Annotated in this window: 19 protein-coding genes; 17 read left to right on the top strand and 2 right to left on the bottom strand. The window is 60.6% G+C overall.

The features are described 5' to 3' along the window. Window positions 1-6 precede the first annotated feature (6 nt). The 3 genes from AC1DUP_RS29590 to AC1DUP_RS29580 all read left to right on the top strand — a co-directional run bounded on the left by AC1DUP_RS29590 (window position 7) and on the right by AC1DUP_RS29580 (window position 2645). The gene (locus tag AC1DUP_RS29590) at window positions 7-723 is read left to right on the top strand and encodes an ABC transporter ATP-binding protein (RefSeq protein ID WP_477836269.1); all 717 of its coding nucleotides are present in this window, start codon (window positions 7-9) and stop codon (window positions 721-723) included. Further along, on the top strand, window positions 713-1915 hold the full coding sequence (locus tag AC1DUP_RS29585) for an ABC transporter permease (RefSeq protein WP_113510258.1): 1203 nt from the start codon (window positions 713-715) through the stop codon (window positions 1913-1915). The genes AC1DUP_RS29590 and AC1DUP_RS29585 overlap by 11 nt, the downstream gene beginning before the upstream one ends. Window positions 1916-2030: 115 nt before the next feature. Beyond that, entirely contained in the window at window positions 2031-2645 is a 615-nt protein-coding gene (locus AC1DUP_RS29580; protein ID WP_477836267.1) for a GntR family transcriptional regulator, read from the top strand. Window positions 2646-2693: 48 nt separating this feature from the next. Here AC1DUP_RS29580 and AC1DUP_RS29575 read toward each other — a convergent pair whose 3' ends face one another. Beyond that, window positions 2694-3506: a ferredoxin--NADP reductase gene (locus AC1DUP_RS29575; RefSeq protein WP_113295575.1), complete on the bottom strand. Its 813-nt coding sequence runs from the start codon at window positions 3504-3506 to the stop codon at window positions 2694-2696. A 246-nt stretch (window positions 3507-3752) separates the two neighbouring features. Between AC1DUP_RS29575 and pcsA the strand changes: the two genes are divergently transcribed. From pcsA to AC1DUP_RS29505, 14 genes are all read left to right on the top strand, one after another. Beyond that, window positions 3753-4478 (top strand): phosphatidylcholine synthase, encoded by a 726-nt coding sequence (pcsA, locus tag AC1DUP_RS29570; RefSeq protein ID WP_113295574.1) that lies wholly within the window; start codon window positions 3753-3755, stop codon window positions 4476-4478. A 10-nt stretch (window positions 4479-4488) separates the two neighbouring features. Next, window positions 4489-5469 carry a quinone oxidoreductase family protein gene (locus AC1DUP_RS29565; protein WP_477836264.1) on the top strand — a complete coding sequence of 327 codons (981 nt, stop codon included), beginning with the start codon at window positions 4489-4491 and terminating at the stop codon, window positions 5467-5469. Window positions 5470-5508: 39 nt separating this feature from the next. Then, on the top strand, window positions 5509-7077 hold the full coding sequence (locus AC1DUP_RS29560) for an ABC transporter ATP-binding protein (protein WP_477836262.1): 1569 nt from the start codon (window positions 5509-5511) through the stop codon (window positions 7075-7077). After that, window positions 7067-8152, top strand: a complete 1086-nt coding sequence (locus tag AC1DUP_RS29555; RefSeq protein ID WP_477836260.1) for an ABC transporter permease — start codon at window positions 7067-7069, stop codon at window positions 8150-8152. The genes AC1DUP_RS29560 and AC1DUP_RS29555 overlap by 11 nt, the downstream gene beginning before the upstream one ends. Beyond that, entirely contained in the window at window positions 8149-9069 is a 921-nt protein-coding gene (locus AC1DUP_RS29550) for an ABC transporter permease (protein WP_113310112.1), read from the top strand. Before AC1DUP_RS29555 ends, AC1DUP_RS29550 begins: the two co-directional genes overlap by 4 nt. Before the next feature lie 54 nt (window positions 9070-9123). After that, on the top strand, window positions 9124-10200 hold the full coding sequence (locus tag AC1DUP_RS29545) for a BMP family ABC transporter substrate-binding protein (protein ID WP_113295570.1): 1077 nt from the start codon (window positions 9124-9126) through the stop codon (window positions 10198-10200). Between the two features lie 143 nt (window positions 10201-10343). Then, window positions 10344-11306 carry a galactofuranose ABC transporter, galactofuranose-binding protein YtfQ gene (gene ytfQ, locus AC1DUP_RS29540; protein ID WP_007826690.1) on the top strand — a complete coding sequence of 321 codons (963 nt, stop codon included), beginning with the start codon at window positions 10344-10346 and terminating at the stop codon, window positions 11304-11306. A 118-nt stretch (window positions 11307-11424) separates the two neighbouring features. Further along, complete coding sequence (ytfR, locus tag AC1DUP_RS29535; protein ID WP_113310110.1) at window positions 11425-12948, top strand: galactofuranose ABC transporter, ATP-binding protein YtfR; 1524 nt, start codon at window positions 11425-11427, stop codon at window positions 12946-12948. Next, on the top strand, window positions 12945-13955 hold the full coding sequence (locus AC1DUP_RS29530) for an ABC transporter permease (protein ID WP_113295568.1): 1011 nt from the start codon (window positions 12945-12947) through the stop codon (window positions 13953-13955). The genes ytfR and AC1DUP_RS29530 overlap by 4 nt, the downstream gene beginning before the upstream one ends. After that, entirely contained in the window at window positions 13952-14920 is a 969-nt protein-coding gene (gene yjfF / locus AC1DUP_RS29525; protein WP_113295567.1) for a galactofuranose ABC transporter, permease protein YjfF, read from the top strand. The genes AC1DUP_RS29530 and yjfF overlap by 4 nt, the downstream gene beginning before the upstream one ends. Before the next feature lie 13 nt (window positions 14921-14933). Continuing rightward, window positions 14934-15707, top strand: a complete 774-nt coding sequence (locus AC1DUP_RS29520) for a FadR/GntR family transcriptional regulator (RefSeq protein WP_113510263.1) — start codon at window positions 14934-14936, stop codon at window positions 15705-15707. 63 nt (window positions 15708-15770) lie between these two features. After that, a complete protein-coding gene (gene glmU, locus AC1DUP_RS29515) occupies window positions 15771-17132 on the top strand; it encodes a bifunctional UDP-N-acetylglucosamine diphosphorylase/glucosamine-1-phosphate N-acetyltransferase GlmU (RefSeq protein ID WP_477836256.1) in 1362 nt (453 codons plus the stop codon). 108 nt (window positions 17133-17240) lie between these two features. Continuing rightward, entirely contained in the window at window positions 17241-19067 is a 1827-nt protein-coding gene (gene glmS, locus AC1DUP_RS29510) for a glutamine--fructose-6-phosphate transaminase (isomerizing) (RefSeq protein ID WP_113295564.1), read from the top strand. Between the two features lie 123 nt (window positions 19068-19190). Continuing rightward, the gene (locus AC1DUP_RS29505; protein WP_477836254.1) at window positions 19191-19877 is read left to right on the top strand and encodes a DUF502 domain-containing protein; all 687 of its coding nucleotides are present in this window, start codon (window positions 19191-19193) and stop codon (window positions 19875-19877) included. Here AC1DUP_RS29505 and recG read toward each other — a convergent pair. Continuing rightward, window positions 19874-21979 carry an ATP-dependent DNA helicase RecG gene (recG, locus tag AC1DUP_RS29500; protein WP_477836252.1) on the bottom strand — a complete coding sequence of 702 codons (2106 nt, stop codon included), beginning with the start codon at window positions 21977-21979 and terminating at the stop codon, window positions 19874-19876. The genes AC1DUP_RS29505 and recG overlap by 4 nt on opposite strands. Window positions 21980-22051: the final 72 nt, after the last annotated feature.

Raw genomic sequence — 22051 nt, 5'->3', positions numbered from 1 at the left:
CCGATGATGGAACGCCCGCCGCTTCTCGAATTCAGCCAAGTCTCGAAAATCTATGGCGAGGGCGCTGCGGCCATCCGCGCGCTCGACCGCGTGGATCTTTCGATCCGAGCGCATGAATTCGTCGCGATCATGGGGCCGTCCGGCTCCGGAAAGTCGACGGCGATGAATATCCTCGGCTGCCTCGATGTACCGACATCGGGCGACTATGTCTTCCAGGGCATTTCGACGGGTGGCTTCGATCGCGGCCAGTTGACGCTTCTGCGCCGCCATATGCTGGGCTTCGTCTTCCAGGGCTTCAATCTCCTGTCGCGTACCTCCGCCGTCGAGAACGTCGAACTGCCGCTGATCTATCGCGGCATGGCAGTTGGCGAGCGGCGCAAGCGGGCCAATGAGGCACTTGGCCTCGTTGGTCTGTCGGGCAGGGAGCATCACAAGACGCAGGAACTCTCCGGTGGTCAGCAGCAGCGCGTGGCGATCGCCCGCGCTATCGTCACGGAGCCGGCTTTGCTGCTCGCCGACGAGCCGACCGGCAATCTCGATACCAGGACCAGCATCGAGATCATGGATCTGATGACGCGGCTGAACCGTGAACAGGGTATCACCATCGTTATGGTCACGCATGAGCCCGACATCGCCGCCTATGCGGGACGCCTGCTGCGCTTCGTCGATGGCAAGCTGGAAACCGAGGTGGAGCATCGGCGGAGGGCAGAGCATGTTCTTTGAAACGCTGAAGCTGGCGCTGCGGGCCATCAGCCGCAATCTGCTGCGCTCCTTCCTCACAGTGCTTGGCGTCGTCATCGGCGTCGCCGCCGTCATCGCGCTCGTCACCATCGGCAATGGCACGACGGCGCAGGTCTCGACGGAGCTTTCGCGCCTTGGCACCAACATGCTCTTCGTGCGTCCCGGCCAGTTCGGCCCCGGCCGTGCCAGTTCCGAGGCGCGACGCTTCTCGTTGAAGGATGTCGAAGCGATCCGCGATCAGGTTCCTGGGTTGCGGGCGGTGGCGCCGTCCAACCAGTCGACGGCGACCGTTATTTTCGGTGGCCAGAACCATTCGACCACTGTCTACGGTACGACCAACGACTATTTCATCGCGCAGGACTGGGATCTGGCGCTCGGTCGTGAATTCACGCCGGCGGAGGAGCGTGGCCAGTCGCGCTGTATCATCGGTGAGACTGTGCGTGAGCAACTGTTTGGCGCCGCCGATCCGACCGGCCAGCTGATCCGTGTCGGCAAGGTTTCCTGCCCTGTTATCGGCGTCCTGGCAAAGCGCGGTCAGTCCGGCATGGGCAACGACCAGGACGATGCCGTCATCATGCCGGTCAAGGTGTTCCAGCGCCGCATCAGCGGCAGCTCCAATGTGCCGACGATTCTCATTTCAGCGCGCGACGGCGTCTCGACGTCGAAGGTGCAGGCGGATGTCGAGAACCTGCTGCGTGAGCGCCGCAAGATCATCCCCGGCCGCCAGGATGATTTCAACGTCAATGACATGACGCAGATCGCCGAAGCCATGACAGGCACGACAACGCTGCTGACGGGCCTGCTTGGCGCAGTCGCTGCCGTCAGTCTGCTCGTCGGCGGCATCGGCATCATGAATATCATGCTGGTGTCGGTAACGGAGCGCACCCGCGAGATCGGCATTCGCCTTGCCATCGGCGCGCTTGAAAATCAGGTGCTGACGCAATTCCTTGTCGAAGCCGTCGCCCTGTCGCTGTTTGGCGGTATCGCCGGCATCATGCTCGGCCTGACGCTTGCATACGGTACGGTCAGCTTCCTCAATGTGCCCTTCGTGGTCAGCCCGCTCATCATCTTCATCGCCTTCGTCTTCTCGGCGGCAATCGGCATGATCTTCGGCTTCTTCCCGGCGAGGCGAGCGGCACAGCTCAATCCGATCGAGGCATTGCGCCACGAATAACTGGCACGATTGGGAGTGTTCTTCTCGCACACCGCATGGCTTTGATATATCAGGAAAACTTGTCTTTAGCGGCTAAGCGTGCCAGTATTGATATATCAGACTCGGATTCGCCCGTATGCAGGAATCTCTAAGCCATCTCGCCTACCTAGCCCTGGAGCACGCCATCGTGACGCTGGCTTTGGCACCTGGCGCGTTGGTGACGGAAAAGCAGCTTATCGATCTTGCAGGCCATGGCCGCACGCCGGTACGCGAAGCGATCCAGAAACTTGCCTGGCAAGGTCTGATTGTGGTGAAGCCGCGCGTCGGCCTGCAGGTTGCCGAAATTCACGCTGAAGACCACGCCAATGTCATGCAGGTGCGCCGCAAGCTGGAGCCGGTTGCGGCGGCTCTTGTCGCCGATGCTGCCAATGAGGAGCAGAGAGGACGGCTTGTTACCTGCGCCCGTGCGATGGAAGAATGCGCTGTCCGTGGCGATCTGGCGGGTTTTTTCGCCGCCGACAAAGCCTTTGACGAGATCCTCGAGGCTGCCTGCCCGAACAGCTTCATGATCGCCGCGCTGGGGCCGGTCCAGACCCACTCCCGTCGCCTCTGGTATTCGACCGCCAATCCGGATCGCATGGATCGATCCATCTTTCTCCACGTCGCGGTCATCAGGTCCATTCATCAGGGCGAGGTCGAGCAGGCGCGCGAGGCAATGGCCGATTTGATCGATTATCTGAGCCAGAAATAGAAACGGCCCCGTTTCCGGAGCCGTTGCAGTGAAATCTATACCGTGGCCTCAGCCGACGAAGGCCCGTTCGATGACGAATTCTGCGGGCTTGCTGTTGGCGCCTTCGTCAAGACCGGCCTTCTCCAGAAGCTCCTTCGTGTCCTTCAGCATGGCCGACGAACCGCAGATCATGCCGCGGTCAACAGCCGGATCGATCGGCGGCACGCCGAGATCGGTGAAGAGCTTGCCCGAGGAAATCAGGTCGGTGATGCGGCCGCGATATTCGAAGTCTTCGCGGGTGACGGTCGCATAGTGGCGCAGCTTGTCGCCGACCACTTCCTTGAGGAGCTCGTCGTTCTGGATCTCGTGCACGAGGTCGAAGCCGTATTTCAGCTCGGAAATCTCGCGCGTCGTATGAGTAAGGATGACCTCGTCGAACTTCTCATAGGTTTCCGGATCGCGGATGAGGCTCGCAAAAGGTGCGATGCCGGTGCCGGTGGAGAACATGTAAAGGCGCTTGCCCGGGGTCAGCGCATCGAGAACCAGCGTACCCGTCGGCTTTTTGCGCATCAGCACCTGGTCGCCCGGCTTGATGAGCTGCAGATGCGAAGTCAGCGGACCGTCCGGCACCTTGATGGAGAAGAATTCCAGCTCTTCGGCCCAGGCGGGGCTCGCGATCGAGTAGGCGCGGAAGACCGGTTTGCCGTCGACCATGAGGCCGATCATAGCGAACTCGCCCGAACGGAAACGGAAGCCATCCGGCCGGGTCATCGTGAAGCGGAAAAGCCGGTCGGTGTAATGCGTCACGCTCAGCACCGTCTCGGCATAGACGCCGGCAGGGATAGCGGAAGCGAATTCTTCGGTCTTTGCAGGAGCGTTCATTTCGATATCGGGCTCGTCGTTCGCAGGATAATCATCGGCATGCGAGGCAGATATTACAAAACCCCGCTAAATTAAAGGCAATCCATTCCATCGCATCGCTGGGGAGCGAAATATGCATGTCTCGGTCAGGATTCACCGCCTGTGGCGAACTGTCGCTTTTGCGCTGGCTAAGCTATTCAAAGGATGCATATTAGGCAAAAAACGACGCCCGCCGCAGCGCGGGCGCGACAGGTGGTACGGGGGAACATGAAGATTTTCAATTACAAGCGCGTTCCTTACGCGGAAATGCGCGCATTTTCCGTCCATATCCTGACGGCCTCCGGTTCTTTTCTGGCATTTCTCGGTGTAGTCGCCGCCGCCGAGCACCGTTTCGTCGACATGTTCTGGTGGCTGGGGCTTGCGCTCCTGGTCGATGGTATCGACGGGCCGATCGCCCGCAAGGTGCGTGTCAAGGAAGTCCTGCCCAACTGGTCGGGCGATACGCTCGACAATATCATCGACTACGTGACCTATGTGCTGCTGCCGGCCTTCGCGCTCTATCAGAGCGGCATGATCGGCGAGCCCTGGTCTTTTGCCGCCGCCGGCATGATCGTCGTGTCGAGCGCCATCTATTACGCCGATATGGGCATGAAGACAGAGGAGTATTTCTTCTCCGGTTTCCCCGTCGTCTGGAACATGGTGGTCTTCACACTCTTCGTGATGCATGCGAGCGAGACGACGGCCTTTATCGTCGTCACCGTTTCCGTGATCCTGACCTTTTTGCCGATCAATTTCCTGCATCCCGTGCGCGTCCAGCGCCTGCGCCCACTGAACCTCGGCATCTTTCTGCTGTGGTCGGCGCTTGGCGCCTATTCGCTGCTGAGGCATTTCGACATGCCGCAATGGGCGGTCGTTCTCTTCATCGTGAGCGGCATCTACCTTTACGTCATCGGTGGGGTGCTCCAATTCTTCCCGGCGCTTGGACGCAAGTGAGGTAAGCAGCATGGCAAAGACGAAGGCGGTTTCTTTTTCCAGAAACGGTGGCCCCGAGGTTTTCGACTATGTCGATATCGATCTGCCGCCGCCTTCTGAGGGTCAGGTGCAGATCCGCCAGGATGCCGTCGGCCTGAATTTCATCGACGTCTATTTTCGCGACGGCACCTACAAGGCACCACATCTGCCCTTCGTGACCGGCAAGGAGGGCGCCGGCGTTGTCACCGCCACTGGCCCTGGCGTCAGCGATTTCGCCGTCGGCGACCGCGTCGCCTACGCCAGCGCCGATGGCGCCTATAGCGCCGAACGCAATATTGAGACGAAACATCTGGTAAAGGTGCCCGACGGCATCAGCCTGGAAACGGCGGCTGCCATGATGCTGAAGGGTATGACGGCCGAGTATCTCCTGAACCGCACCTTCAAGGTCGGCCCCCAGACCGTTCTGCTGTTTCATGCCGCAGCCGGAGGCGTCGGCTTGATTGCCGGCCAGTGGGCAAAAGCGCTCGGGGCAACTGTCATCGGCACGGCTGGCTCCGCCGACAAAGTCCAGCTGGCACTCGACCACGGCTATGACCATGTCATCAACTACAAGACCGAGAACTTCGCCGAGCGCGTGCGGGAAATCACCGGCGGCAAGGGTGTCGACGTGGTCTATGACTCGATCGGCCGCGATACTTTCCCGCAATCGCTGGATTGTCTGAAGCCGCGAGGTCTCTTTGCATCCTTCGGCCAATCCTCTGGCGCGATTGAGAACTTTACGATGGCGCATCTCGCCCAAAGGGGCTCGCTCTATGCCACGCGCCCGACGCTCTTCACCTATATCGCCACGCGTCGGGAACTCACCGATTGTGCAAACAATCTATTTGATGTTGTGCAGGGCAACAAAGTGCGTATCAATATCAACCAAACCTATCCGCTGCGTGAGGTTGGGCGGGCCCACACGGATCTGGAAACAAGAAAAACAACCGGAACGACACTGCTGATTCCATGAGATCCAAACGGACCGATCGGCAGAAGAAATGAGGGGAACGTGTCGCCATTGAATGTGCCGGCTTCCGGTGCGTTGTTATCGGTCCAGAAGCTCACGAAATTATTCGGTAGCTTTGCCGCATGCAATGAAATCGATCTCGATATAGCGCCGGGCGAAATTCATGCGCTTCTCGGCGAAAATGGCGCAGGCAAATCCACACTCGTCAAGATGCTCTTCGGCGTTCTGGAGCCGACGGACGGGCAGATCCTCTGGGAGGGCAGGCCGGTCACGATCACCTCGCCGGGTGAGGCCCGCAAGCTTGGCATCGGCATGGTCTTCCAGCATTTCTCGCTGTTCGAGGCGCTGACCGTTGCCGAAAACATCGCGCTTTCTCTCGACGACAGCATTCCGATCGGCAGGATCGCCGAGGAGGCGAGGGCGCTGTCTGAGGCATATGGCCTGCCGCTCGACCCGCATGCGCATGTCGCCGATCTCTCGGTCGGTGAGCGCCAGCGCATTGAAATCGTCCGCGCGCTGCTGCAGAACCCGAAGCTTATCATCTTGGACGAGCCGACATCGGTGCTGACGCCGCAGGAGGCCGACAAGCTCTTCGAAACCCTCTTCAAGCTGCGCGCCGAGGGTCGCTCCGTTCTCTATATCAGTCATCGCCTGGAAGAGGTGCAGCGCATCTGCGATCGCGCCACCGTGCTCCGCCACGGCCGCGTAACCGGTGCTTGCGATCCCAAGCAGGAGACGCCCGCTTCTCTCGCCCGCATGATGGTCGGCAGCGAGGTGGCTGCCGTTACCCATCCTGAGCGTAACGACAAGGGCGAGGTGCAGCTTGCCGTCTCGAACCTCTCAGTCTCCGCGCGGACACCCTTTGCCATGCCGCTACGCAATGTCTCTCTGGCCGTTTGCTCGGGAGAAATCCTCGCAATCGCCGGTGTGGCCGGCAATGGACAAAGCGAGCTTTTCGATGCGCTGTCAGGCGAATATCCAGTCTCGTCTGCCGAAGCGATCATTATTAGAAAGAAACCCGTCGGTACTCAGGGCATCACCGCCCGCCGGCTGCTCGGCGCCGGCTTCGTGCCCGAGGAGCGGCACGGACATGCGGCCGTCTCCGCCATGAAACTCTCCGACAACCTGGTGCTGGCCCGCAGCCAGTCGGACCGCAAAGCCTTCCTCGGTCTCCTTGGCATCATCCGCCACGGCGCGGTGAAATCCGCCGCCCGGCGCATTTCGGAGGTCATGGATGTCCGCAAGAGTGGCGATGATCCCGCCGCAGGTTCGCTCTCCGGCGGCAATCTGCAGAAATTCATCGTCGGCCGCGAGCTTGATCGCCAACCGGCTGTCCTCGTCGTCAACCAGCCGACATGGGGCGTGGACGCAGGTGCTGCAAGCCGTATTCGCCAGGCTCTCGTCGATCTTGCAAAAGCCGGTTCTGCCGTCGTCGTCATCAGCCAGGATCTCGACGAGATCTTCGAGGTGGCGACCGACATCGCCGTCATTTCCGAGGGACGTCTTTCCAAGCCCTATCCGGCCGGTGACCTGACGCGCGAAAAGATCGGTCTGCTGATGGGCGGCCTGCATGAAAACACGCATGCCGCGGAGGCTGCTCATGCGCATTGAGCTTGAAAAGCGCCCGCAGGTCTCGAACCTCTATGCCTTCGTTTCACCGCTTCTCGCTCTCGTACTGACGCTGATATTTGGCGCCATCATGTTCGCCATGCTCGGCAAGGATCCGGTCGAGGCGCTTGACGCCTTCTTTCTCGAGCCGCTTCTGGAAGTCTGGTCGCTGCACGAACTGGCGATCAAGGCCGCACCGCTGATCCTGATCGCCGTCGGCCTTGCCGTCTGTTATCGCTCCAACAATTGGAACATCGGCGCCGAAGGCCAATTCACCATCGGCGCGATCACCGGCTCCTATATCCCGATCGTCTTCTACGATTGGCATTCGCCGCTTGTGCTGCCGCTGATGCTGATCCTGGGCGCGCTCGGCGGCGCCCTGTTTGCCGCCATTCCGGCGCTGTTGAAGGCCCATTTCAATACCAACGAGATCCTGACGTCGCTGATGCTGGTCTACATTGCCCAGCTCTATCTCGATTGGCTGATACGCGGCGCATGGCGTGATCCGAAGGGGTTCAATTTCCCTGTTTCACGCGACTTTGCGCCGGAAGCGATCGTGCCGGCGATATGGGAGGAATCGGGACGCGCCCATTGGGGTTTCATCTTCGCCATCGTCGCGGCCGTCCTCGTCTGGTTCATGATGCGCTTCACGCTGAAGGGTTTCGAAGTCGTCGTGCTTGGCCAGTCGGAACGGGCAGGGCGCTTTGCAGGCTTCTCGTCGAAGAGGATGATCTGGTTCAGCTTCCTCTTCTCCGGCGCGTTGGCCGGCCTTGCCGGCATTTGCGAAGTCTCGGGCTCGATCGGTCACCTGCAGCCTGCGATCTCGCCGGGCTACGGTTTCACCGCCATCATCGTCGCCTTTCTCGGCCGCCTCAATCCGCTTGGGGTCGTCGCTTCGGGGTTGGTGCTGGCATTGACCTATCTCGGTGGCGAGGCCGCACAGCTTTCGATCGGCGTCTCGGACAAGGTCACCCGCGTTTTCCAGGGACTGATCCTCTTCTTCGTGCTCTCCTGCGATACGCTGATCTATTACAAAATTCGCATCATCTGGTCGCGGGTGAGGGGTAGCGCGGCATGAGCATCTTCGAAGCCATTCTTCTGACCGTCATCACGGCCTCGACACCGCTCGTCATCGCAGCACTCGGCGAACTGGTGACGGAGCGCTCCGGCGTCCTCAACCTCGGCGTCGAGGGCATGATGATCATGGGCGCGGTCGCCGCTTTCGCCGGCGCGCAGATGTCGGGATCGCCTTATGTCGGAATCATCTGCGGGATTGTCGCCGGCGCGCTTTTCTCGCTGCTCTTTGCCTTCCTGACACTGACGCTGGTGGCAAACCAGGTGGCAACCGGTCTCGCACTGACCCTTCTCGGTCTCGGTCTATCCGGTCAGTTGGGCGAGGCCTATGTCAGCGTGCAGGGCATCCGGCTGGAGGAGATCGTGGTTCCTATCCTGTCCGATATTCCGGTCATCGGCCCGGTTCTCTTCAAGCAGGATTTCATCTTCTACCTGTCGATCGCGCTGGTTTTCGGCGTGAGCTGGTTCCTGTTCCGTAGCCGTGCCGGCCTCAAGCTTCGGGCGATCGGCGACAGTCATGGTTCCGCCCATGCGCTTGGCATTCACGTCATTCGCACGCGCTATCTGGCAGTCATGTTCGGCGGCGCCTGCGCTGGTCTTGCCGGCGCGCAGCTCTCGCTGGTCTATACGCCGCAATGGGCGGAGAACATGTCGGCCGGCCGCGGGTGGATTACGCTTGCGCTCGTCGTTTTCGCCTCCTGGCGCCCGTGGCGGGTCTTTGCCGGCGGCTACCTGTTCGGAGCGGTCACGATCCTGCAGCTTCATGCGCAGGCCTTTGGTCTCGGCATTCCCTCGCAGTTTCTCTCGATGCTGCCCTATGCCGCGACTATTGTGGTTCTGATCATCATTTCTCATAATCGGCGCACGACGTTGATCAACACGCCCGCTTCGCTTGGAAAAGCCTTCGTACCGGAGCGATAGAACAAGAACATAGAGACGGGTTTCCGAAAAATCTTCAAACCAACAGGGGTCATCATGAAGAAGTTCGCACTTACACTTGCCGCATCGGCTGCCGCTGTCATCGGCATATCCTCCGCCGCCGAAGCAGCGGACAAGACGAAGGTCTGCTTCGTCTATGTCGGTTCGCACACCGACGGCGGTTACTCGCAGGCACACGATCTCGGCCGCCAGCAGGTTCAGGCCGAATTCGGCGACAAGATCGATACGCCTTACCTCGAAAACGTTCCGGAAGGCCCGGATGCCGAGCGCGCCATCGAGCGCCTTGCCCGCTCCGGCTGCAAGCTGATCTTCACGACGTCCTTCGGCTTCATGGACGCGACGGTCAAGGTTGCTGCCAAGTTCCCGGACGTCAAGTTCGAGCACGGCACCGGTTACAAGGCCGGCCCGAATCTCGCGACCTACAACTCGCGCTTCTATGAAGGCCGCTACATCCTCGGCCAGATCGCCGCCAAGACCTCGAAGAACCACGGCGCTGCCTACATCGCTTCCTTCCCGATTCCCGAAGTCGTGATGGGCATCAACTCCTTCGAACAGGGCGCCAAGTCGATCGATCCGAGCTTCAAGCTTAAGGTCATCTGGGTCAACACCTGGTTCGATCCAGGTAAGGAAGCCGACGCTGCCAAGGCCATGATCGACCAGGGCGTCGACGTGCTGACGCAGCATACCGACACGACCGCGCCAATGCAGGTTGCCGAAGAGCGTGGCATCCACGCTTTTGGTCAGGCATCCGACATGATCGCAGCCGGCCCGAAGGCGCAGCTGACGGCAATCGTCGACACCTGGGGCAACTACTACTCCAAGCGCATCCATGCGCTTCTGGACGGCACCTGGAAGTCCGAGCAGAGCTGGGACGGCCTGAAGGACGGCATCCTCAAGATGGCGCCCTACACGAACATGCCTGACGACGTGAAGAAGATGGCTGAGGAAACCGAAGCCAAGATCAAATCCGGCGAACTGCACCCCTTCACCGGCCCGATCAACAAGCAGGACGGTACGCCCTGGCTGAAGGCCGGCGAAAAGGCGGATGACGGCACGCTGCTCGGCATGAACTTCTACATCGAGGGCGTCGACGACAAGCTGCCGGCGCAATAACAAAACTGCAATTCGCAGTTGCGAAGGCGCTCCTCCCGGGGGCGCCTTTTTTGCTGCGGTGCATACCAAAATGCTCATTTACAAAAGTAATACTATATGATTTTTTGACCCTGCGCCGCGAGATGCGGCATTGGGAGGAAATCATGAAATTGAAGACTGCACTTTTGAGTGCCACGATTCTGGCTGCCTGCATGTTCGGTTCGGCTTCGGCTGCCGGCCTGACCGTTGGCTTCTCGCAGATCGGCTCGGAATCGGGCTGGCGTGCGGCTGAAACGACCGTGACCAAGGAGCAGGCCAAGAAGCGCGGCATCGATCTGAAGTTTGCCGATGCGCAGCAGAAGCAGGAAAATCAGATCAAGGCACTGCGCTCCTTCATCGCTCAGGGCGTCGATGCCATTCTCGTTGCTCCGGTCGTCGAAACCGGCTGGGACGACGTTCTGAAGGAAGCCAAGGAAGCCAAGATTCCGGTCATCCTGCTCGACCGCACCATCAAGGCTCCTGACGATCTCTACCTGACGGCTGTTACCTCCGACCTGGTCCACGAAGGCAAGGTCGCCGGCGATTTCTTGGTCAAAACGGTCGGCGACAAGAAGTGCAATGTCGTCGAATTGCAGGGCACGACCGGTTCGTCGCCGGCCATCGCACGCAAGAAGGGCTTCGAAGAGGCCCTTGCCGGCCACGACAACCTGAAGATCGTTCGCAGCCAGACCGGTGACTTCACCCGCACCAAGGGCAAGGAAGTCATGGAAAGCTTCCTGAAGGCCGAGAATGGCGGCAAGGATATCTGCGCTCTCTACGCCCATAACGACGACATGGCCGTCGGCGCCATCCAGGCGATCAAGGAAGCCGGCCTGAAGCCCGGCAAGGATATCCTCGTCGTCTCCATCGACGCCGTGCCCGATATCTTCAAGGCCATGTCCGAGGGTGAGGCCAATGCCACGGTCGAGCTGACGCCGAACATGGCCGGCCCGGCCTTCGATGCGCTCGATGCCTACCTGAAGGACAAGAAGGCTCCGCCGAAGTGGATCCAGACCGAGTCCAAGCTCTACACGCCTGCCGACGACCCGATGAAGGTCTACGAAGAGAAGAAGGGTCAGGGTTACTGATTGAAGCTTGAACCGCACCGGTCCATCATGGACCGGTGTGGAACTGCCGGTACCAGCAGGGCGTCATGCCCGTTTTTCGTACAGGCGTAAGGCGCAATATCAGGAAACAGCAACCCTCATGGTTCACAATTTCGAGAATATTCTCGCAGCCGCCGGCATATCGAAATTCTTCCCCGGCGCCGTCGCCCTGGATAAGGTGGATTTCACGCTGCGTCGGGGTGAGGTGCATGCGCTTCTCGGCGAAAACGGCGCCGGCAAATCGACGCTCATCAAGTGCATTACGGGTGCCTATCGCCGCGACGGCGGAAGCCTGACGCTGGAAGGTCACGAGATCGATCCGGCCGACACGCTGGCCGCCCAGAAGCTCGGCATCGGCACCGTCTACCAGGAGGTCAACCTCCTTTCCAATCTCAGCGTTGCGGAGAACCTCTTCCTCGGCCGCCAGCCGAAGCGCTTCGGTATGATCGATGCCCGCACCATGAACAGAAATGCCCGTGAGCTTCTGGCAGGCTATGGCCTCGATATCGATGTAACCGCGCAGCTCGACCGCTTCTCGGTCGCCGTCCAGCAGATCGTGGCGATCGCCCGGGCCGTCGATCTCTCGGGCAAGGTGCTCATCCTCGACGAGCCAACGGCAAGTCTCGATACGCATGAAGTCGAAATGCTCTTTGGCGTCATAAATGACTTGAAAAAGCGCGGATTAGGCATTGTCTTCATTACTCATTTTCTTGAACAGGTTTATGCAGTCAGCGACCGCATCACCGTGCTGCGCAATGGCCGGCTTGTCGGTACACATGAGGCAGCGGAACTGCCGCGGCAGAACCTGATCGCCATGATGCTCGGGCGCGAACTCGCCCAGACGGAACATGCTGCCAAAGAACGCACCATTGCCGCCGGCGAGGTCAAATATACGTTCGAGGGCTTTGGAAAACGCGGCAAGGTAAAGCCCTTCGATCTCGAGGTCCGTGTTGGCGAAGTCGTCGGCATTGCCGGGCTTCTGGGCTCCGGGCGCACAGAGACCGCCGAACTCATGTTCGGCATCGAGAGCGCCGACAGCGGCGTCGCCAGGATCGATGGAGCGCCGGTAACGCTGTCGAGTCCGCGTGCCGCGATCGGCAAGGGCTTCGGCTTCTGCCCGGAAGATCGCAAGACGGATGGCATCATCGGCGACCTGTCGATCCGCGAGAATATCGCCCTTGCCCTGCAGGCCCGCCGAGGCTGGGCGCGACCGCTCTCTCGTACCGAACAGAACGCGATCGCTGACGAATACATCAGAGCGCTCGACATCCGCACGACCGACCGCGAGAAGCCGATCCGGCTGCTCTCAGGCGGCAATCAGCAGAAGGCGATCCTCGCCCGCTGGCTCGCAACCAATCCGGATTTCCTGATCCTCGACGAGCCGACCCGCGGCATCGATGTCGGCGCCCATGCCGAAATCATCAAGCTCATCGAGCAACTGTGCGCCAGGGGCATGTCGCTGATCGTCATCTCCTCCGAACTTGAGGAACTGGTGGCCTACAGCTCGCGCGTCATCGTGCTGCGCGATCGCGAGCATATCGCTGAATTGACCGGCGAGCGCATTACCGCTGCCGGCATCGTCGACGCCATTGCGGCAGCCGACAAACGAACGGAGGACGCATGACTGCCTCGCTGAAGGTGCTGGGCTCTCGTCTTGCGCCGCAATTGATTGCGCTTCTGGTTGTTCTTCTTTTGAATTTCAGCTTCTTCCCGCAATTTCTTGATGTGATTGTTCAAAATGGGCGCCTCTATGGCAGCATCATCGACGTCCTCAATCGCGGGGCGCCCGTGGCGCTGTTGGCGATCGGCATGACGCTCGTGATCGCCACCAAAGGCATCGATCTCTCGGTTGGCGCTGTTATCGCAATCTGCGGTGCAGTTGCGGCCTCGTCGATCGTCGAAGGCCATTCGCTTGCTTATACGCTTGTACTGACCGTAGTTATCGGCCTTCTTTGTGGCGCCTGGAACGGCTTTCTCGTCTCCATCCTCAATATCCAGCCGATTATCGCGACACTTGTGCTCATGGTCGCCGGCCGCGGTATCGCTCAGCTCATTACGGAAGGCGTGATCATGACCTTCAACGATGACGGGCTGATCTTTCTCGGCAGCGGTTCCTTCGCCTTCCTGCCCATGCCTGTCGTCATCTGGCTGATCGCTGGCCTGCTGGTCATTCTGCTGGTTCGCCGGACTGCGCTCGGCATGCTGATCGAGGCTGTCGGCATCAACAGACGCGCGAGCACGCTCTCGGGCGTACAGACGCCGGTGTTGCTGATGGCTGTCTATATGTTGAGTGGCCTCTGCGCTTCGATCGCCGGAATTATCGTCGCCGCCGACATCAAGGGGGCGGACGCCAACAATGCCGGCCTCTGGCTGGAGCTCGACGCTATCCTCGCGGTGGTCGTCGGCGGCAATTCGCTGCTTGGCGGCCGCTTCAGCATCATCGGTTCGCTGATCGGCGCCATGATCATCCAGGCGGTCAATACCGGCATTCTGCTTTCCGGTTTCCCGCCGGAGTTCAACCTCATCATCAAGGCGGTCATCATCATCGTCATTCTGGTCATCCAGTCGCCGGCGATGCAATCGCTCGCCAGTTTCTTCACTCGCCGGACGGACGCAGGGGGGCGCAAATGAATTCCAAATACCTGCCGCTCTTTGCGACTATTGTCATCTTCGTGCTCGCCTATGCGCTCTGCACTCTGCAATATCCGAACATCCTGTCGACGCGGGTCATCGGCAACCTGCTGACTGACAATGCGTTTCTCGGCATTGCCGCCGTGGGCATGACCTTCGTCATCATCTCCGGCGGCATCGATCTATCCATCGGCTCAGTCATCGCCTTCACCGGCGTCTTCCTGGCCGTCATCCTGCAGAACACCAGCATCCACCCGCTGGCAGCCTTCGCGATCGTGCTCATCATCACCACGGCCTTCGGTGCGGTCATGGGCATGATCATCCATTTCCTGCAGATGCCGCCCTTCATCGTCACGCTCGCCGGCATGTTCCTGGCCCGCGGCATGGCCTATGTCCTGTCGATCGACAGCATTCCGATCAATCACGAATACTATTCCACGCTGACCAGCCTCTACTATCGGCTGCCAGGCGGCGGACGGCTGACGCTGATCGGCGGCATCATGCTCGTCGTCTTCGCAGCCGGCATCTTCATCGCCCACCGCACCCGCTTCGGAACCAATGTCTATGCGCTGGGCGGCGGTGTGCAGACGGCGCAGCTCATGGGTGTTCCGGTGGCACGCACGACGATTCAGATCTACGCCCTGTCGGGTTTCCTGGCGGGCCTATCCGGAATCGTTTTTTCCCTATACACGTCTGCCGGATATTCTCTTGCGGCGGTGGGCGTTGAACTGGATGCCATCGCAGCAGTCGTCATTGGAGGGACGCTGCTGACAGGAGGAGCGGGATTCGTGGCAGGGACCTTCATCGGTCTGCTGATCCAGGGGCTCATTCAGACTTACATCACCTTCGACGGTACGCTGTCGAGCTGGTGGACGAAGATCCTGATTGGCCTGCTGCTTTTTGCATTCATGGTGATGCAGAAAGCCATCCTTTTCCTTTCCAGTCTGAACAGGAGATATGGCTAGGGGGAGTGACGGATTGCGCAACAGACCGCTTGAAACCCGGAAGGCAGGGCGAAGAACCCGAACAAGCCACGCGCATGTCGTCGATGAACTCGGCCGGGCAATCGTTGCCGGCACCTATCCGGTCGGCACGATCCTGCCCGGCGACGGCGAGCTGGCACAGCGCTTCAAGGTCTCGCGCACGGTGCTGCGGGAAACAATGAAGACGCTCGCCGCCAAGGGCTTGGTCGTTGCAAAGGCGCGCGTCGGCACGCGTGTGACGGAAAAGAACTTCTGGAACATGTTCGACACCGAAATCATCTCCTGGCATTTCGCCAACGGTGTCAACGAAGAATTCCTCCTGCAGCTCTACGACATCCGCCTTGCTTTCGAGCCCTTCGCAGCCGGTCTTGTGGCCGAGCGTGCGAATCCGGCCGAGATCGAATTATTGCGCGGCCTGGCGCTCGACATGGCCGCAAGCGATCACACGGCCGACAGTCTCGCGCTTGCCGACCTGCGCTTCCATCTCGCCGTTTCCGAAGTATCTCACAATCCCTTCATGCGAACGCTCGGTGGGCTGATCGAGGCAGCGCTCGTCGGCATGTTCCGCATGAGCACGCCGCCCTCGCAGAGTGGTTTCGCCAACATCGCCGAAACCCACATGCGTATCGTCGATGCCATCGCGGCAGGCAATACCGCAGCAGCGCGCAAGGCGATGGAGGATGTCATCGTCGAGGGCAGGGAGCACGTCCACGAAGCCTTCTCCGCGCTCGCCGAGCCAATCGTTTCCCTGCCGATTTCGTCTTTTTGAAGCCTCGCCTTGCTGCTATGAGCGGCAGAACAGCCGCCTAGCAATGGATTCTCGGAGTCTGCCATGGAACGCACCTGCCTTGCCGTCATTCTCGCCGCCGGCGACAGCACGCGAATGAAATCCGCAAAGTCGAAGGTGCTGCATGAGGTCGCCGGCCGGCCGATGATCGCCCATGTCGTCGATGCGGTGGCCGCGACCGGAATTTCCTCCGTCGCCCTGGTCGTCGGCCGCGATGCCGAAAAGGTGGCGAAGGCTGCCGATATCGGTGGCGTGAAGATCGAATCCTACCTGCAGGAACAGCGCCTCGGCACCGGTCACGCTGTTCTCGCCGCCCGCGAGGCGATTGCTGGAGGTTATGACGATATCCTCGTCACCTATGGCGATGTGCCGCTGCAGACGGCCGGCCCGTTGCTCGAAGCCCGCAAGGCGCTGGCCGAGGGCAGTGACATCGTCGTTATCGGTTTCCACACGGATCGCCCGACGGGCTATGGCCGCCTGCTCGTCAAGGACGGCGAGCTGATTGCCATCCGCGAGGAAAAGGATGCAACGGATGCCGAACGCGCAGTCACCTGGTGCAACAGCGGCCTGATGGCGATCAACGGCCGCAAGGCGCTCGATCTCCTGTCGCGCATCGGCAACGGCAATGCCAAGGGCGAATATTATCTGACCGACCTCGTCGAGATCGCCCGTTCGCTCGGCGGCCGCGTCACGGCCGTCGACGCGCCGGAAGTCGAGATGACCGGCTGCAACACCCGCGCCGAACTGGCTGACATCGAGCGTTTCTGGCAGCAGCGCCGTCGCCATGAATTGATGTTGTCAGGCGTGACGATGATCGCCCCGGAAACGGTCTTTCTGTCCTACGACACGGTCATCGGCCAGGATGCGCTGATCGAGCCGAACGTCGTCTTCGGCCCGGGCTCCGTCATCGATAGCGGAGCGGTCATTCATGCCTTCTCGCATATCGAAGGCGCCCATGTCAGCGAAGGTGCGACCGTCGGTCCATTTGCGCGTCTGCGTCCGGGTGCCGATCTCTCGGCTGGTTCCAAGGTCGGTAATTTCTGCGAAGTCAAGAACGGCAAGATTGGCGAGGGCGCCAAGGTCAACCACCTGACCTATATCGGCGACGCCGTCATCGGATCCGGCACCAATATCGGCGCGGGCGCAATCACCTGCAATTATGACGGGGTGAACAAGTTCGAGACTGTTATCGGCAAGGATGCCTTCATCGGCTCTAACTCCTCGCTGGTTGCCCCCGTTACGGTCGGCGACAACGCCTATATCGCCTCCGGCAGTGTGATCACCGCAGACGTACCAGCCGAGGCGCTCGCTTTCGGCCGTGCCCGGCAGGAGATCAAGCCTGAGCGGGCCAAGCTGCTGCGCGAACGCGCGCTTGCCATCAAGGCGGCCAAGAAGGCCAAATCCTGAGCCTTCTTCCGTAACGAGCGGAAACCGAAAGTGACCGCCGTACCAATTGAGAAATAAGCGAGAATCGCTAGGAGTGGCCTCAAGATTGAAGCCCGAGGGGAAGTTTGCATGTGCGGAATTGTTGGGATCGTCGGAAATGCGCCGGTTTCGGGCCGTCTTGTCGATGCGCTGAAGCGGCTGGAATACCGCGGTTACGATTCCGCTGGCGTCGCCACCATCCATGAAGGCGTCATGGATCGCCGTCGCGCCGAGGGCAAGCTCTTCAATCTGGAAAAGCGCCTCGACAGCGAGCCGCTGCCGGGAACGACCGGCATTGCCCACACACGCTGGGCAACCCACGGCGTGCCGAACGAGACCAACGCTCATCCGCATTTCGTCGAAGGCGTCGCCGTCGTCCATAACGGCATCATCGAGAATTTCTCAGAGCTGCGCGACGAGCTGAGCCATGACGGCGCAGTCTTCCAGAGCCAGACCGATACGGAAGTCGTCGCCCACCTGATGGCCAAGTATCTGCGTGAGGGCCTGTCGCCACGCGAAGCCATGCTGAAGATGCTGAACCGCGTCACCGGCGCCTATGCGCTGGCCGTGATGCTGAAGAGCGACGCCGACACGATCATGGCAGCCCGCTCCGGCCCGCCGCTTGCAATTGGTTACGGCAAGGGCGAAATGTTCCTGGGCTCGGATGCCATCGCGCTGTCGCCCTTCACCAACGAGATCACCTATCTCGTTGACGGCGACTGGGCGATCATCACCCGCGACAGCGCGACCGTGCTCGATTTCTCCGGCAAGGTGGTCAAGCGCCCGCGGCAGATTTCCCAGGCGACCGCCTATGTGGTCGACAAGGGCAATCACCGCCATTTCATGGAAAAGGAAATCTACGAGCAGCCGGAGGTCATCTCCCACGCGCTCAGCCATTACGTGGATTTCGCTGCCAATACGATCAGCCCGAACGCATCCGCCATCGATTTCAAGGCGGCGACCGGCCTTGCGATCTCCGCCTGCGGCACAGCCTATCTCGCCGGCCTGATCGGCAAATACTGGTTCGAGCGTTACGCCCGCTTGCCGGTCGAAATCGACGTCGCCTCGGAGTTCCGCTATCGCGAAATGCCGCTGCAGCCCTCGCAGGCAGCCCTCTTCATTTCCCAGTCGGGCGAAACAGCCGATACGCTGGCATCGCTCCGTTACTGCAAGGAAAACGGCCTGAAGATCGGCGCCGTCGTGAACGTGCGGGAATCGACCATCGCCCGCGAATCCGATGCCGTCTTCCCGATCATGGCCGGGCCCGAAATCGGCGTCGCCTCCACCAAGGCCTTCACCTGCCAGCTCGCCGTGCTTGCATCGCTGGCGATCGGCGCCGGCCGCGCCCGGGGCACGATCAGCGCCGAAGACGAAAAGGCGATGGTGCGCCACCTGGCCGAAATGCCGCGCATCATGAGCCGCGTCGTCAATCTCATCCAGCCGCAGATGGAGGCTTTGTCGCGTGAACTCTCCAAATGCAAGGACGTGCTCTATCTCGGCCGCGGCACCAGCTTCCCGCTTGCCATGGAAGGCGCGCTGAAGCTCAAGGAAATCTCCTACATCCATGCGGAAGGTTATGCCGCCGGCGAGCTGAAGCATGGGCCGATTGCGCTCATCGATGAGAACATGCCCGTTATCGTCATCGCGCCCTATGACCGCTTCTTCGAGAAGACCGTCTCCAACATGCAGGAGGTCGCAGCCCGCGGCGGCCGCATCATCTTCATCACCGATGAGGCCGGTGCCGCCGCTTCGAAGCTGCCGACCATGGCGACGATCACGCTCCCCAATGTCGATGAGATCATCGCACCGATGATCTTCTCCCTGCCGATCCAGTTGCTGGCCTACCATACGGCAGTCTTCATGGGCACGGACGTCGACCAGCCGCGCAACCTCGCAAAATCGGTGACTGTGGAGTAAGTCCCGAGGGGCTGAAACCTGTTGTGCGAAAAGGCGAATTCTGGCAGTTTTGTGCCTGCGGACACAGGGGGAAGGCCGGTGACCCGGCCTGTCTGAAGACTGAAACGGAGTTCATCAAAAAGGATGACCGAGAAGGCTCCCCGAGTGCCGGTCGCAATGCGGCTGAGGAATAATTTTCTCGCCGGCCTGATCATCTGCGCACCGATCGCAATCACCATCTGGTTGACCTGGACCTTCATCCATTGGTCGGACAGCTGGGTGCGGCCCTATATTCCAGCGCGCTGGAATCCCGAGAGCTATCTGAACTTCGCCATTCCCGGTTTCGGCCTGCTGACTGCGGTGATCCTGATCACCATCGTCGGCTTCCTCGGCAAAAACCTCATCGGCCAGAGCATCGTTCGTTTCGGCGAATCCGTCGTCCAACGCATGCCGCTGGTCCGCACTATCTACAGAAGCGTGAAGCAAATCTTCGAGACGGTGCTGAAGGAGCAGTCGAATTCCTTCAAGAAGGTCGGCCTCATCGAATATCCGGGGCCAGGTCTCTGGGCGCTTATCTTTATCGCTACCGATGCCAAGGGCGAAATCGCTTCGAAATTCAATGCGATGGGGCATGATATGGTCACCGTCTTTTTGCCGCCTACACCCGTGCCGACGGCAGGTTTCCTCATCTTCGTGCCGCGCGAGAAGATCGTCATGCTCGACATGAGCCCGGAGGATGCGGCCAAGTTCCTGATATCAGGCGGCCTCGTCGCCCCGGAACATCTTCCGGTCGTGCGACCCAAGCCGATGGTGCTTTCCAAGGTTGACTAACCGGCCCTGAGGAACCGTATCGCTTCGTCGCGGCGGAAGAGGTAGAGCAACGTACGCACGGCCTCGCCACGCTCGCTCGTCAGGTCCGGATCGCGCTCGATCAGATAGGCCGCATCCTTACGGGCGATTTCCAGCAAATCAGCATGTGCCTCGATACTGGCGATACGGAACCCAGGCGTGCCTGACTGTCGCGTCCCGAGAATTTCGCCTTCGCCGCGCAGTTTCAAATCTTCTTCGGCAATCCGGAAACCGTCTTCCGTATCGCGCATGATGGAAAGCCGCGCGTGACCCGTCTCGCCGAGCGGCCCTTTGTAGAGCAGGATGCAGGTGGACGCCTCGTCACCACGCCCGACACGGCCGCGAAGCTGGTGCAGCTGCGCCAGCCCGAAGCGCTCGGCATGTTCGATCACCATGATCGTTGCATCCGGCACGTCGACGCCGACTTCGACGACGGTCGTGGCCACCAGCAGCCGCAATTCGCCACTCTTGAAGGCGAGCATGATGGCATCCTTCTCAGGTCCGCTCATGCGTCCGTGAATGAGGCCGATGCCCGGGCCGAGCGCCGAGACGAGCGTCGCGTGCCGCTCCTCCACCGACATCAGATCGACTTCTTCGGATTCCTCGACCAGCGGGCAGATCCAATAGGCCTTCTTGCCCTCCGACAATGCGCTCTTCAGCCTGCCGACAATCTCTCCGGTCCGCTCGGTCGGCACGGTGATAGTGGTGATAGGCTTTCGCCCGGCTGGCTTCTCGGTGAGCTTCGAAACGTCCATGTCGCCAAAGGCTGCCAGCACCAATGTGCGCGGGATCGGCGTTGCCGTCATAACCAGCATATGCGGTGAGATGCCCTTTGCCGTCAGCCTCAGCCGCTGGTGCACGCCGAAACGGTGCTGCTCGTCTACGACAGCCAGCATCAGGTTCTTGTAGTTGACGCTGTCCTGGAAGAGCGCATGCGTGCCGATAATGATCTGCGCTTCGCCGGACGCAATGCGATCGAGAATATCCTCGCGCTCGCGGCCCTTTGTACGACCGGTCAGCACTTCGACGCCGAGACCGGCTGCGGCCGCGAATTTCGAAATCGTCGCATGATGCTGGCGAGCAAGAATTTCGGTTGGCGCCATCAGCACGGCCTGTCCGCCACTTTCGATCACCGCCGCCATCGACATCAGCGCCACCAGCGTCTTGCCGGAGCCGACATCGCCCTGCAGCAGCCGCAGCATGCGCTCTTCGCCGGCCATATCCTTCAGGACGTCGGCAACGGCTTCGGTCTGGCTGCGCGTCGGCGAAAAGGGCAAGCTCTGCAGTATCTTGCTGCTGATGTCTCCGGTTGCATGGACCGGCTGCCCGGCGACCTTGCGCAGCCTCTGGCGCACAAGCGCCAATGACAGCTGGCCGGCGAGGAACTCGTCATAGGCAAGCCTGCGGCGGGCAGGGGTCTGCGGATCTATATCAGACGTATCCCGCGGCTCGTGCAGCATATGGAAGCTGTCGCGGATGGATGGCAGGCCCTGCTTTTGGGCTAACGCAAGATCGATCCATTCCGGCAGCTCCGGCATGCGCGGCAATGCCGCCTCGATGATCTTGCGCAGGGTCTTCGGAGAAAGCCCCGCCGTCAGCGGATAGATCGGCTCGACCAGTGGCAGGTTCTCGCCTTCGCTTGCCTTGACGATATAGTCCGGATGCACCATCGAAGCGCGGCCGTTGAACCAGTCGACCTTGCCGCTGACGGTCACTTCCTCGTCGATCGGCAACTGCTTTTCCAGCCACGCCGCCTGACCACGGAAGAAGACGAGCGTCAGCTCGCCGGTCTCATCATGCAGGAAGACCCGGTAGGGAACGTTGCGATTGCCGCGCGGCGGCGCCTGATGCCGGTCGACACGCGCCGTGATCGTCACGATCGCTCCTTGTGGCGCACGCGCGATCCCCGGCTGGTTGCGCCGGTCGATCAGTGAATGGGGCGCGTGGAACAGCAGGTCGATGACCCGGCAATCGTCCGGTGTCTCGCGTCCGAGCAGCTTGACGAAAAGCTCCGAGATCTTCGGGCCGACGCCCGGAAGGCCCGAAACGGGAGAAAACAGCGGGTCGAGAATGGCGGGGCGCATGGGCGTCAAAATGCGATGAACAATAGGGCCTTGGCAAGGCTGACAAGCCGCTTTCGAGGGTCTATAGAGGCG

This window comes from Rhizobium sp. 01L419, from assembly GCF_056400025.1.
The sequence above is the reverse complement of the archived record's forward strand: the minus strand, read 5'-3'. Positions and strand labels throughout refer to the sequence as shown.

Excerpts from the sequence above, each read along its gene's own strand:
- AC1DUP_RS29590 (WP_477836269.1), top strand. The coding sequence starts at position 7 with ATGGAACGCCCGCCGCTTCTCGAATTCAGCCAAGTCTCGAAAATCTAT.
- AC1DUP_RS29585 (WP_113510258.1), top strand. The coding sequence starts at position 713 with ATGTTCTTTGAAACGCTGAAGCTGGCGCTGCGGGCCATCAGCCGCAAT.
- AC1DUP_RS29580 (WP_477836267.1), top strand. The coding sequence starts at position 2,031 with ATGCAGGAATCTCTAAGCCATCTCGCCTACCTAGCCCTGGAGCACGCC.
- AC1DUP_RS29575 (WP_113295575.1), bottom strand. The coding sequence starts at position 3,506 with ATGAACGCTCCTGCAAAGACCGAAGAATTCGCTTCCGCTATCCCTGCC.
- pcsA (WP_113295574.1), top strand. The coding sequence starts at position 3,753 with ATGAAGATTTTCAATTACAAGCGCGTTCCTTACGCGGAAATGCGCGCA.
- AC1DUP_RS29565 (WP_477836264.1), top strand. The coding sequence starts at position 4,489 with ATGGCAAAGACGAAGGCGGTTTCTTTTTCCAGAAACGGTGGCCCCGAG.
- AC1DUP_RS29555 (WP_477836260.1), top strand. The coding sequence starts at position 7,067 with ATGCGCATTGAGCTTGAAAAGCGCCCGCAGGTCTCGAACCTCTATGCC.
- AC1DUP_RS29550 (WP_113310112.1), top strand. The coding sequence starts at position 8,149 with ATGAGCATCTTCGAAGCCATTCTTCTGACCGTCATCACGGCCTCGACA.
- AC1DUP_RS29545 (WP_113295570.1), top strand. The coding sequence starts at position 9,124 with ATGAAGAAGTTCGCACTTACACTTGCCGCATCGGCTGCCGCTGTCATC.
- ytfQ (WP_007826690.1), top strand. The coding sequence starts at position 10,344 with ATGAAATTGAAGACTGCACTTTTGAGTGCCACGATTCTGGCTGCCTGC.
- ytfR (WP_113310110.1), top strand. The coding sequence starts at position 11,425 with ATGGTTCACAATTTCGAGAATATTCTCGCAGCCGCCGGCATATCGAAA.
- AC1DUP_RS29530 (WP_113295568.1), top strand. The coding sequence starts at position 12,945 with ATGACTGCCTCGCTGAAGGTGCTGGGCTCTCGTCTTGCGCCGCAATTG.
- yjfF (WP_113295567.1), top strand. The coding sequence starts at position 13,952 with ATGAATTCCAAATACCTGCCGCTCTTTGCGACTATTGTCATCTTCGTG.
- glmU (WP_477836256.1), top strand. The coding sequence starts at position 15,771 with ATGGAACGCACCTGCCTTGCCGTCATTCTCGCCGCCGGCGACAGCACG.
- glmS (WP_113295564.1), top strand. The coding sequence starts at position 17,241 with ATGTGCGGAATTGTTGGGATCGTCGGAAATGCGCCGGTTTCGGGCCGT.
- AC1DUP_RS29505 (WP_477836254.1), top strand. The coding sequence starts at position 19,191 with ATGACCGAGAAGGCTCCCCGAGTGCCGGTCGCAATGCGGCTGAGGAAT.
- recG (WP_477836252.1), bottom strand. The coding sequence starts at position 21,979 with ATGCGCCCCGCCATTCTCGACCCGCTGTTTTCTCCCGTTTCGGGCCTT.